This window comes from Stenotrophomonas sp. OVS01A (assembly GCF_019969775.1).
In the GTDB taxonomy this organism is placed as follows: domain Bacteria; phylum Pseudomonadota; class Gammaproteobacteria; order Xanthomonadales; family Xanthomonadaceae; genus Stenotrophomonas; species Stenotrophomonas indicatrix.
In genome coordinates, this window is record NZ_JAHXYV010000010.1 from 75,473 (window position 1) to 86,617 (window position 11,145).

Sequence of the window (11,145 nt, forward strand, 5' to 3'; positions counted from 1 at the left end):
GGGGCAGCGGCCGCACGGTGGGGGCGAAGCGGTGCCTTACAGCAGCACGCGGCGCATGTCGGCCAGCACCTGCGAGAGGTACGTGGTGAAGCGTGCGGCCAGGGCGCCATCGATGACGCGGTGGTCGTAGCTCAGCGACAGCGGCAGCATCAGCTTCGGTGCGAACTCCTTGCCATTCCAGACCGGCTGGATGGACGACTTGGAGACGCCGAGGATGGCCACTTCCGGCGCATTGACGATCGGGGTGAACGCGGTGCCGCCGATGCCGCCCAGCGAGCTGATCGAGAAGCAACCGCCGCTCATGTCGGCCGGGCCCAGCTTGCCGTCACGCGCCTTCTTGGCCAGCTCGCCGGTTTCCTGCGCGATCTGCACCACGCCCTTCTTGTCGACATCGCGGATGACCGGAACGACCAGGCCGTTCGGGGTATCGGCAGCGAAACCGATGTTGAAGTACTTCTTCAGGGTCAGGTTCTCGCCGCTGGCATCGAGCGAGGCGTTGAACTCCGGGAACTTCTTCAGCGCCGCAGCGCTGGCCTTGATCAGGAAGGCGAGCATGGTCAGCTTGATGCCGGCCTTCTCGTTCTCCTTGTTCAGCGCCACGCGCAGGCCTTCCAGGTCGGTGATGTCGGCCTGCTCGAACTGGGTGACGTGCGGGATCATCGCCCAGTTGCGGGCCAGGTTCGCACCGGAGATCTTCTTGATGCGCGACAGCGGCTGCACTTCAACGTCGCCGAACTTGCTGAAATCAACCTTCGGCCACGGCAGCAGGTTGAGGCCACCGCCGGCAGCCACGGTGCCACCGGCAGCTGCCGGAGCGCCGCCGCTGAGCGCGGCCTTGACGAACTTCTGCACGTCGGCCTTCGTGATGCGGCCGCCCTTCTCGCTGCCACTGACCTGCAGCAGGTCGACACCGAGCTCACGGGCGAACACGCGCACCACCGGCGATGCGTAGGGCACCTTGGCCGGCAGCACGCCATCGGCATTGAACTGCACCGGCGGGCTGGTCGGCGCGCCGGCCGAGGGGGCGCTGGCGATCTCGCGGGCGGCCAGCTTGTCCGGCTGGGCCGGCACGGCGACCGGCTCGACCTTGGTGGCGGTCTCGGCGGCGGCCGGGGCAGCAGCGGCGGCAGCCTTGCCCGGGGCCGGGGCGGCAGCGCCTTCGGCTTCGATGATGGCGACCACGTTGCCCTGCGACAGGTTGTCGCCGACCTTGACCTTGATCTCCTTGACCACGCCGGCGACCGACGACGGCACTTCCATGGTGGCCTTGTCGCTTTCCAGCGTGACCAGGCCCTGGTCCTTCTTCACCGTATCGCCCACGGCGACCAGCACTTCGATGACCGGAATGCCGCTGTAATCGCCGATATCCGGCACCAGGGCTTCCACCGCGCCGCCGCTGGCAGCGGGGGCGGCAGCAGCGGCCGCAGCGGGAGCGGCCTGGGTGGCAGCGGCCGGAGCAGCGGCCTTGGCCGGTGCGGGTGCAGCGGCGGGTGCAGCAGCGGCGGCCGGCTGGGCAGCCTCGCCGTCGGCCACTTCGATCAGTGCCACGACCTTGCCTTCGGACAGGCTGTCGCCCAGCTTGACCTTGATTTCCTTGACCACGCCGGCCACCGAGGACGGCACCTCCATGGTCGCTTTATCGCTTTCCAGCGTGACCAGGCCCTGGTCCTTCTTCACCGTATCGCCGACGGCAACAAGCACCTCGATTACCGGGATATCGCTGTAGTCACCGATATCGGGGACACGTGCTTCCTTGATTTCGGCCATGGGGAGAACTCCGGCAATCTGGTGTAGGGAAACGTCTATTGTGCGGCCAGCGGGAGCCAGCGCCAACCGTTACAGGTGTTTTCAGTACGCACGCAGCCGGGACACGCTGTTGCTCATGGCCCGCCGGCGCTTCCAGTCGGTAGCGTATTGTCCTGCCGATGTCCGCTTGATGTCGCCAGTGCGACGGCCACCGGCTGCCAGGCCTGGCGCAGGCGCGGCAAGGACCACGCTGCGTTGGCCGGACTGGTGGACGGCAGCGCCAGCACCTTGGCCGACGTGGCCAGCTGCGGCTGCACCCAGCGCTGGAAGGCCTGCATCGCCGCGCCACCGTTGCAGCCGATCAGCTGCAGGTCAGGCAGTGCGGCGATCAGTGCGGGAAGTGCATTGGCCACTTCCGTGCCACGCACGATGTCCGCATCCAGGCTTCCGCGTCGTTCGCAGCGGCCGATCACATCCCACAGGCCGACGCCATTGGCTGCCAGCGCCTGCAGTCGCTGCGCGTACGGCATTGCCGGGTCGAAGCCGCACAGATCGCCGAGCAAGGGCCAGAAACGATTGCGCGGGTGCGCGTAGTAATGCTGTGCCTGCAACGAAGCGATACCGGGCATTGAACCCAGCAGCAACACCCGGCAATCCGCGTTCACCTGCGCAGGCAGGCCGATGCACAACGTTGCAGCGCTCACATCTTCTCCAACTGCATGAATATTCCAGGAGGGCAGAAACCGCATGGAAACAGGGATTTCGCGCTGTTCGCTGAACAGTGCGAACTAATTTTTAACGCGCGTCGGATTCGATTCATGTTGGGGCGACTACGGTGTGCTCGCCCCGCAACCGGGGGCCCAAAACAAGAAACATTAGGAGATTCCCCCATGCGCTCCATCCGTATCCTGAGCCTCGCCCTGCTGACCTCCGCCGCGTTTGCACCGGCTGCCTTCGCGCAGGACAGCAGCACCACCGATACCGCCTCGGGCAAGCATTTTGCCGTGGTTGGCGGCGTCTCGCTGCTGCAGCCGAAGAATGACCCGATCGACGGCATCAAGAAGGTCGATGGCGGCCCGGCACCGACCGTCAGCTTCAGCTACTACATCAACGACAACTGGGCCGTTGAACTGTGGGGCGCTGCAGACAAGTTCGACCACAAGGTGAAGGGCCCGGGCAATGCCCGCCTCGGCAGCGTCGAGCAGCAGCCGGTCGCGCTGAGCGGCCAGTACCACTTCGGCCAGGCTGACAACGTGTTCCGTCCGTTCGTGGGCGTGGGCTACTTCCAGTCGGCCTTCAGCAATGAAACCCTGGCCGACGGCAGCGACTCCGACATCCGCCTGAAGGACGCGAAGGGCGTGATCGGCACCGTCGGTGTGGACATGAACATCAACTCGACCTGGTTCGCCCGTGCCGACGCCCGCTACATGCGTTCGCGTCCGGACGTGAAGGTCGGCGGCGAGAAGATCGGCGAAGCGAAGATGGATCCGTGGACCGTCGGCTTCGGCATCGGCGCCCGCTTCTAAGCGCTTCTGCGTCTTTGTTGTACCGCGACGGGCCCTTCGGGGCCCGTCGTCGTTTCCGTCACCCGGGTTCTGTAGAGTCGACTGACAGTCGGATCTACACAGACGGGATGCGGAGGCGCGATGCACGAGGTCGACCTGCTGGTGATCGGCGGTGGCATCAACGGCGCCGGTATCGCCCGTGATGCCAGCGGCCGCGGCCTGAAGGTGCTGCTGTGCGAACAGCACGACCTGGCAGCACACACCTCCAGCGCCAGCAGCAAGCTGATCCATGGCGGCCTGCGCTACCTGGAACAGGGCGAGTTCGGCCTGGTGCGCAAGGCGCTGGGCGAGCGCGAAGTGGTGCGTCGGCAGGCGCCGTTCCTGGTGCGGCCGCTGTGCTTCGTGCTTCCGTGGCAGCCGCACCTGCGCCCGCGCTGGATGCTGCGGCTCGGGCTCTGGCTGTACGACCATCTGGGCCGGCGCAGTCCCGCCTTCCCCGCGTCGCGCGCCGTGGACCTGCGCGCCGATCCACTCGGCGCGCTGCTGTCGCCACAGCTGCAGAACGCCTTCAGCTACGCCGATGCGCAGGTGGATGATGCGCGGCTGGTCATCCTCAACGCGCTCGATGCTGCGCAGCGGGGTGCATGCATCCTGACCGGCACGCGCTGCGTGGACCTGCAACGCGGGCACGGACGCTGGCACGCCGTACTGGAAAACGCCGCAGGCCATCAGCAGACCGTGCAGGCACAGGCGGTGGTCAACGCCGCAGGCCCCTGGGCCGGCGGTCTGCTGGAGCGCATGCACGCCCGCAGCGGCGGACCTGCGCTGCGCCTGGTCCAGGGCAGCCACATCGTTCTGCGCCGCGCCTGGCCGAACGACCGCGCCTGCCTGCTGCAGCAGCCCGACGGCCGTGTGGTGTTCCTGCTGCCCTTCCACGACCACCTGCTCATCGGCACCACCGACACCGACTATCGCGGCGACCCCGCACGCTGCAGTGTGCTACCCGCGGAAGTGGACTACCTGTGCAGCGCTGCCAACGGCTACCTGCGCGATCCGGTCGCACCTGCCGAGGTGGTCTGGCAGTTTGCCGGCGTGCGCCCGTTGCTGGCCGACCCGGACCCGCGCGCGGCGAAACTGAGCCGTGACTATCGCCTGCAACTGGACGCCGAAGGTGCGCCTGCGCTGCACGTGCTGGGCGGCAAGCTGACCACGTACCGGGTACTGGCCGAGGAGGCACTGGACCTGCTGCGCCCCTATCTGCCGCACGCCCGCCCCGCCTGGACGGCGACAGGCGAGCCACTGCCCGGCAGCGACTGGGGCGATGCCGGGCAGGCACGGGAAAAGCTTCGGCACCAGGCCCCCTGGCTGCCGGAGGCCACGCTGCGGCGCTGGGCCAGCGCCTATGGCAGTCGCAGCATCGATCTGCTGCACGGCGCACGCAGCCTGTTCGATCTGGGCGAAGACTTTGGCGCGGACCTGCACGCACGCGAGGTGGCGTTCCTGTGCGACCACGAGTGGGCCCGCAGCGCCGAGGATGTACTGTGGCGGCGGAGCAAGCTGGGGCTGCAGATGGACGCGGCACAGGCGGCACGGCTGCAGGCCTGGATGGATTCACGTCGCCGGTAATGCCGCGCGCGGCCCGGCGCCACCGATGCATTACGATCCCAACATCGCCACCGGAGACGCTGCATGACGCCCCGCTACGTGCTGGCCATCGACCAGGGAACCACCAGTTCGCGCGCGATCCTGTTCGATCGCGCCGGCGACATAGTCGGCAGCACACAGCGCGAGTTCACCCAGGTGTTTCCACAGCCGGGCTGGGTCGAGCATGACCCGCGCGAGATCCTGACAAGCGTCTATGCCACGATCACCGAACTGCTCAGCCGCGAACAGATCGATCCCCGCCACATCGCCGCACTGGGCATTACCAACCAGCGCGAAACCACCGTGGTCTGGGACCGCGCCAGCGGACAACCGATCCACAACGCCATCGTCTGGCAGTCGCGGCAGAGCCAGGCGATCTGCGAGCGGCTGAAGTCCGGCGGCCACGAAGCGCTGATCCGCGAGCGCACCGGCCTGCTGATCGACGCCTATTTCTCGGCCACCAAGATCCGCTGGATCCTCGACCACGTGGAAGGCGCGCAGCAGCGGGCCGAACGTGGCGAGCTGCTGTTCGGCACCATCGACAGCTGGCTGGTGTGGAATCTCAGCGGCGGCCAGGCGCACGTGACCGACTACAGCAACGCCGCACGTACGCTGCTGTTCAACATCCACACCTTGGAATGGGACGAGGACCTGCTGGCCCTGCTGGACATTCCGCGTGCGATGCTGCCGCAGGTGCGCGATTCCAGTTCGGTGTACGCGCACACGCGCCCGCAGTTCTTCTTCGACCATCCGATCCCGATTGCCGGCATCGCCGGTGACCAGCAGGCCGCGCTGTTCGGCCAGGCCTGCTTCCAGCCAGGCATGGTCAAGAACACCTATGGCACCGGCTGCTTCATGCTGATGCACACCGGCACGCAGGCCGTGCGCTCGCGCAATGGCCTGCTGACCACCATTGCCTGGGGCCTGGGGGGAAAGGTGGAGTACGCGCTGGAGGGGTCGATCTTCATCGCCGGCTCGGTGGTGCAGTGGTTGCGCGATGGGCTGCGCATGATCGATCGCGCTGCTGACAGCCAGGCCTTGGCCGCACAGGTGCCGGACAGCGCGGGGGTGTACCTGGTGCCGGCCTTCGTCGGCCTGGGTGCACCGTACTGGCGCAGCGACGTGCGCGGTGCGATGTTCGGCCTGACCCGTGGCACCGGCAAGGCCCACTTCGTGCGCGCAGCGCTGGAGGCGATGGCCTACCAGACCCGCGACGTTCTGGATGCGATGCAGTCCGATGCGGGCATCTCGCTCAGCGAACTGCGCGCCGATGGCGGCGCGATCGGCAACGACTTCCTTGCCAGCTTCCAGGCCGACATCCTCGGCGTCCCCCTGCTGCGACCGCGGGTGACCGAGACCACCGCGCTGGGTGCGGCCTACCTGGCCGGGCTGGCGGTCGGCTTCTGGGAGAGCCGCGAACAGATCGCGGCACAGTGGGGGCTGGATCGCCGCTTCGAACCGCAGATGGCGGTGGCCCGGCGCGAGAAACTCTACGCCGGGTGGCAGCAGGCCGTGGCCGCCACCCTCGCCTTCCATGTCGATTGAGGGCGGTAGCGCCGGGCCATGCCCGGCGACACCCATTCCGCCGGGCATGGCCCGGCGCTACCCCAACATCAGAACGCCGGCAGCACCGCGCCCTTGTACTTGGTCTCGATGAAGGCCTTCACCTGCGGGCCGGTCAGCGCCTTGGCCAGCTTCTGCACGCGGGCGTCGTCCTTGTTGTCCGGGCGGGCGACCAGGAAGTTCACGTACGGCGAGTCCTTGCTCTCGATCGCCAGCGCGTCCTTGGTCGGGTTGAGGCCGGCATCCAGCGCATAGTTGGTGTTGATCAGGGCCAGATCGACCTGGTCGAGCACGCGCGGCAGCATGGCCGAATCCAGCTCGCGGAACTTCAGGTTCTTCGGGTTGGAGACGATGTCGCGCTGGGTGGCCAGTGCGTTGGTCGGATCCTTCAGCTCGATCACGCCGGCCTTGTGCAGCAGGATCAGCGCGCGGCTGTTGTTGCTGGGGTCGTTGGGGATCACCACATCGGCCCCTTCACGCAGTTCGGCCAGCGACTTGATCTTGCGCGAGTAGGCACCGAACGGCTCGATGTGCACGCCCACCACCTTGGTCAGGTCGGTCTTGCGATCACGGTTGTAGGCGTCCAGGTACGGTTCGGTCTGGAAGTAGTTGGCATCCACCTGCTTCTGCACCAGCTGGTCGTTGGGCTGCACGTAGTCGTTGAACACGCGCACGTCCAGCTCCACGCCTTCCTGCTTGAGGATCGGCTTGACCACTTCCAGGATCTCGGCGTGCGGCACGGCGGTGGCGGCCACCACCAGCTTCTGCGAAGGCTCACCGGACTTGCCGCAGGCGGTCAGGGCCAGCGCAGCGGCGAACAGGGGCAGCAACAGGGTCTTCTTCATGGGCGCAATCGATCTCGGGGGAGGTGTCAGGATTTTTCGTAGTTGGTCAGGGCCAGTTCCAGCAGTGCCTTGGCCTGCTCGCGCAGCATCATCGGCTCGACGATCTCGGCATCGGACCCGTAATGCAACACGTCCATCAACAGTTCGCGCGACACGCTGTAGGGCACTTTCAGTTCGTAGCGGCCATCAGCGAGGAAGCGTCCCTGCTGCTTGGAGTGCCAGTGCTCGTCGGCCACCCAGCGCGCGGCCTTGGCACTGAACAGGATGGTTGCCCAGCCCTTGGGCGCACCGGAGAAGATGCCGTAGCTGGCGCCGAGCTGCTCGTCCAGCTCACTGTCGGCGACATCGCGGGCGGTGCTGTCGATCACCCGTGCCTTGTAGATGCGGTCCACCGCGAAGCTGCGCAGGGCCTCGCGATCATGGTCCCAGCCGTCCAGGTACCAGTTGTCGCGGTAATGGGTCAGCCGTTGCGGCGATACGGTGCGCTTGGTCGCTTCGTCGGTCGAGCGGGCGCGGTACTCAAAGCCCAGCTGCTTGCGCTCCAGCACCGCCGAGGCCACCGAACGGAAGCTGGCTTCATCGAACTTGCGGCCACGGTGCGGAATCACCCGCACCCGATCCACCGGCCAGCTGGAAACACCGGCCTGGGCGGCCAGCAGGCTCTCGATGCGCTGCTGCAGCGGCGCCAGCACCGAAGACAGCACGCCGCCGCCGGTACGGGCCAGCAGGTGCTGCGAGGCCAGCAGGGCGTGCAGCTCCTCCGAGCTCAGCCACAGGCCGGGCAGCTCGAAGCGGTCGCTCTCGTCGGCCAGGTAGCGGAAGCCGGCCTCGCCATCGCCCTCGATCGGCGCCATCAGCGCATCGCGCAGGAACGCCAGGTCGCGGTAGACGGTGGCCCGGGAGCAACCGAGCTTGTCCTGCAGGGTCGCCACCGTCACCGGATAGCGTGCGGACTTGAGCAGACGATGCAGGGCGGTGATGCGTTCGTATCGGTCCATGCCCCCGATTATGTCCGAGTCTCGGGCGTTGTGGCGGACGATTGGGCTATCGTGGGCGCCCCCTGCCCCGTGGAGCGCCCGATGCGCCGGTTGTCTGTCCTGCCCCTGCTGGCCTGCCTGCTGCTGGCCGCCTGCGACCGCGCACCGGCGCCCACCGACGCTGCGACGCCCGTCCCCGCTGCCGATCCGGCGCAGGCGGTGCTGTCTGCCAGCCAGCGCTTTGCCGCCCTGCGCAGCTTCCATGCCGAGCTGGAGGTGCTGGGCGCGCAGCAGCCGGTGCGTACCGCGATGGACTTCGTCGCCCCGGACCGGTTCCGGGTGCAGACCCCTGCCGGACCACAGGTGATCATCGGCGACACCATGTTCCTGCAGGCCGACGATGCGATCCGCCAGGTGCCGACCCCGCCGGGGCTGCTGGAGCAATGGCGCAGCCCGCTGCCCGCCGATATCCCTGCACAGGCCCTGCAGGCCGAAGACCTGGGCGAGCAGACGCTGGACGGCGTCAGCACCCGCCACTACCGCCTGCGTGGCGCCACGGCCGGTGAGCGCCTGGAGTACTGGGTGGATGCGCAGGGCCTGCCGCGGCAGATCGTGCGCAGCGGCCACAACAACGGCAAGCCCTTCCAGCTGCGGCTGCGGTACTCGCGCTTCAACGATCCTGCCCTGCAGGTCGACCTGCCCTGAATGGGCCTGGCCGACAACGCCTGCTGAAGCAGGCGGGACGGACGATTCGGACGGTCATCACGCTTCCAGTATCATCACCGGCTGCCAACCGCTTCGGAGAAGCCTCGATGTCCCTGCGCGTGTCCCTGCTGGTCCCCTTGCTGCTCTGCGCCCCGCTGGCGTATGCGCAGGATGCCTCCGAACTGGCGGCGATGTCCTCGCCGTGGAGCGGCAGTGGTGGCGAACTCGGCTTCGCGTCGGCACGTGGCAACAGCAGCACCGAGAGCTTCAACGGCCGCCTGCGGCTGCGCTACACCGATGGCGACTGGGTGCACAGCATGGACCTGTTCGGCCTGCGCTCCAGCTCCAAGGTGACCGAAACCAGCGACGACGGCACCACCACGCGCCGCAACAACACCACCGCCAACCGCTACACCGGCAGTGCAGGCAGCGCGCTGCAGCTGGGCGAACATCGCCAGCTGACGGCCACGGTACGTACCGAGCGTGATGACTTTGCCACCTACGACCGGCAGAGCTCGTTCGGTCTGGGTTACGGCACCCGGCTGTGGAACACCGAGCGTTTCTCGTTCGATGCGCAGATCGGCCCCGGTGTGCGCCGCACCCACAGCACCGAGGACGACCGCACCCGCACCGGCCTGATCGGTCGCGGCCTGTTCGACCTGAAGTACTCGCTGACCGACAACACCGACCTGATCAACACGCTGCTGGTCGAATCGGGTTCGTACAACACCTTCGGCCAGAACGATTTCGGTGTCTCGGTGAGCATGAACGAGCACCTGGCGCTGAAGGCCGGCTGGCAGGCGCGTTACAACAGCGACGTCGCCGAGGACAAGCGCAAGACCGATACGCTGACCACGATGAACGTGGTCTACAAGTTCAAATAAGCGAAACGGGCGCCTGGCGCCCGTTCTGCTTTTGGTAGTACCGGCCGCCGGCCGGCAACTGCATTCAATCGGGATCATGAGGTTGCCGGCCAGCGGCCGGCACTACCTGCGGTGGCTCAGACGTTCAACAGCTCGCCAGCACCCGCATCCAGCAGCATCTTCGCCACGCGCTGGCCCAGCACTTCCGGGTCGCTGGCCGGGCCCACGGCGTCGGCACGCACCGCGCGGCCGTCGCTGGCGCTGCCGACCAGCCCCTGCAGGTGCAGGTCCTGGCCCTGCCACTGCGCGATCGCCGCCACCGGCACATGACAGCTGCCGTGCAGCGCGCGGTTCATGGCCCGCTCCGCTTCCACACAGGCGCGCGTTGCGGCGTCATCCAGGCCTGCAAACAGCGCCATCAGCGCGGCATTGCCGCCATCGCACTCCACCGCCACCGCGCCCTGTGCTGGTGCCGGCAACCACTGCGGCGGCTGCAGGCGGGCGACGATGCGGTTGCCCAGGCCCAGCCGTTCCAGCCCGGCCACGGCCAGCACGATGGCGTCGTAGCCGCCGTTGTCGAGCTTGGCCAGACGGGTGTTGACGTTGCCGCGCAGGTCCAGCAGTTCCAGGTCCGGGCGCAGCGCACGCAGCTGGGCCTGGCGGCGCAGTGACGAGGTACCGACGCGCGCACCGATCGGCAGTGCATCCAGCGAGGCATACAGGTTGGAGACGAATCCATCGGCCGGATCGTGGCGGGTCAGCATTGCCGGCAGCGCGAACGGCGCATCCAGTTCCATCGGCACATCCTTCAACGAGTGCACCGCGCAGTCGGCCTCGCCACGCAGCATGGCCAGCTCCAGTTCCTTGAGGAACAGGCCCTTGCCACCGATGGCCGCCAGCGAGCGGTCAAGCACTTCATCGCCGCGGGTGCTCATCGGCACCAGTTCCACGTGCAGATCGGGATGTGCCTGGCGCAGGCGGTCGGCGACGTGTTCGCTCTGCCAGAGGGCGAGCGGGCTCTTGCGGGTGGCGATGCGGACGGTTTCCATCCTTTCATTATCGCGCCTATCGGCGGGATACGGCCAACGGCGGAGCCCCTCGTGGCTGGAAGCAACAGCTGTGCTTGGCCGGGCGGGGTGGGCTGCGCGGGGGACGCCGTAAACCCATCCTTGAAGTGACCCCCTGGAGTTGGACACCTGATCCAACCCCGAGGGTTACATGAATAGATATGAGGTTTGTTTCAAATTGCAGGTCGCCAAAGAGGCCTGCAAGACCTCCACATCGGTCAAGGCGGTTG

The 11,145-nt window shown here is 67.3% G+C and carries 10 protein-coding genes; 5 read left to right on the forward strand and 5 right to left on the reverse strand.

From position 1 onward, the window contains the following. Positions 1 to 36: 36 nt before the first annotated feature. Together aceF and LC407_RS20715 are read right to left on the reverse strand one after the other, a co-directional pair. Positions 37 to 1,767 carry a dihydrolipoyllysine-residue acetyltransferase gene (gene aceF, locus LC407_RS20710; protein WP_088101924.1) on the reverse strand — a complete coding sequence of 577 codons (1,731 nt, stop codon included), beginning with the start codon at positions 1,765 to 1,767 and terminating at the stop codon, positions 37 to 39. Positions 1,768 to 1,880: 113 nt separating this feature from the next. Then, positions 1,881 to 2,450 carry a DNA-deoxyinosine glycosylase gene (locus tag LC407_RS20715; protein ID WP_025877378.1) on the reverse strand — a complete coding sequence of 190 codons (570 nt, stop codon included), beginning with the start codon at positions 2,448 to 2,450 and terminating at the stop codon, positions 1,881 to 1,883. A 186-nt stretch (positions 2,451 to 2,636) separates the two neighbouring features. Between LC407_RS20715 and LC407_RS20720 the strand changes: the two genes are divergently transcribed. From LC407_RS20720 to glpK, 3 genes are all read left to right on the forward strand, one after another. After that, positions 2,637 to 3,272, forward strand: a complete 636-nt coding sequence (locus LC407_RS20720; RefSeq protein ID WP_049464294.1) for an OmpW family outer membrane protein — start codon at positions 2,637 to 2,639, stop codon at positions 3,270 to 3,272. A 120-nt stretch (positions 3,273 to 3,392) separates the two neighbouring features. Further along, positions 3,393 to 4,877 (forward strand): glycerol-3-phosphate dehydrogenase, encoded by a 1,485-nt coding sequence (glpD, locus tag LC407_RS20725; protein WP_223483523.1) that lies wholly within the window; start codon positions 3,393 to 3,395, stop codon positions 4,875 to 4,877. Positions 4,878 to 4,940: 63 nt separating this feature from the next. Beyond that, complete coding sequence (glpK, locus tag LC407_RS20730) at positions 4,941 to 6,440, forward strand: glycerol kinase GlpK (RefSeq protein ID WP_223483524.1); 1,500 nt, start codon at positions 4,941 to 4,943, stop codon at positions 6,438 to 6,440. 68 nt (positions 6,441 to 6,508) lie between these two features. Here the strand turns inward: glpK and LC407_RS20735 are convergent, their stop codons facing one another. Both LC407_RS20735 and LC407_RS20740 read right to left on the reverse strand, forming a co-directional pair. Then, the gene (locus LC407_RS20735) at positions 6,509 to 7,303 is read right to left on the reverse strand and encodes a MetQ/NlpA family ABC transporter substrate-binding protein (protein WP_032976575.1); all 795 of its coding nucleotides are present in this window, start codon (positions 7,301 to 7,303) and stop codon (positions 6,509 to 6,511) included. Positions 7,304 to 7,329: 26 nt separating this feature from the next. Further along, a complete protein-coding gene (locus tag LC407_RS20740; protein WP_025877388.1) occupies positions 7,330 to 8,301 on the reverse strand; it encodes a YafY family protein in 972 nt (323 codons plus the stop codon). 81 nt (positions 8,302 to 8,382) lie between these two features. On the opposite strand from LC407_RS20740, the gene LC407_RS20745 reads away from it, so the two are divergent. Next, positions 8,383 to 8,985, forward strand: coding sequence for a hypothetical protein (locus tag LC407_RS20745; protein WP_032976576.1), 603 nt, complete (start codon positions 8,383 to 8,385; stop codon positions 8,983 to 8,985). A gap of 107 nt (positions 8,986 to 9,092) precedes the next feature. Further along, on the forward strand, positions 9,093 to 9,869 hold the full coding sequence (locus LC407_RS20750; protein ID WP_025877391.1) for a DUF481 domain-containing protein: 777 nt from the start codon (positions 9,093 to 9,095) through the stop codon (positions 9,867 to 9,869). 116 nt (positions 9,870 to 9,985) lie between these two features. On the opposite strand, the gene hemC is transcribed toward LC407_RS20750, so the two are convergent. Beyond that, positions 9,986 to 10,897 carry a hydroxymethylbilane synthase gene (gene hemC, locus LC407_RS20755; protein ID WP_025877394.1) on the reverse strand — a complete coding sequence of 304 codons (912 nt, stop codon included), beginning with the start codon at positions 10,895 to 10,897 and terminating at the stop codon, positions 9,986 to 9,988. Between the last annotated feature and the right edge of the window lie 248 nt (positions 10,898 to 11,145).

Bases quoted from the DNA above. Each gene is read 5' to 3' on its own strand.
- LC407_RS20750 (WP_025877391.1), top strand. From the start codon at position 9,093: ATGTCCCTGCGCGTGTCCCTGCTGGTCCCCTTGCTGCTCTGCGCCCCG.
- glpD (WP_223483523.1), top strand. From the start codon at position 3,393: ATGCACGAGGTCGACCTGCTGGTGATCGGCGGTGGCATCAACGGCGCC.
- LC407_RS20735 (WP_032976575.1), bottom strand. From the start codon at position 7,303: ATGAAGAAGACCCTGTTGCTGCCCCTGTTCGCCGCTGCGCTGGCCCTG.
- LC407_RS20740 (WP_025877388.1), bottom strand. From the start codon at position 8,301: ATGGACCGATACGAACGCATCACCGCCCTGCATCGTCTGCTCAAGTCC.
- LC407_RS20745 (WP_032976576.1), top strand. From the start codon at position 8,383: ATGCGCCGGTTGTCTGTCCTGCCCCTGCTGGCCTGCCTGCTGCTGGCC.
- aceF (WP_088101924.1), bottom strand. From the start codon at position 1,767: ATGGCCGAAATCAAGGAAGCACGTGTCCCCGATATCGGTGACTACAGC.
- hemC (WP_025877394.1), bottom strand. From the start codon at position 10,897: ATGGAAACCGTCCGCATCGCCACCCGCAAGAGCCCGCTCGCCCTCTGG.
- glpK (WP_223483524.1), top strand. From the start codon at position 4,941: ATGACGCCCCGCTACGTGCTGGCCATCGACCAGGGAACCACCAGTTCG.
- LC407_RS20720 (WP_049464294.1), top strand. From the start codon at position 2,637: ATGCGCTCCATCCGTATCCTGAGCCTCGCCCTGCTGACCTCCGCCGCG.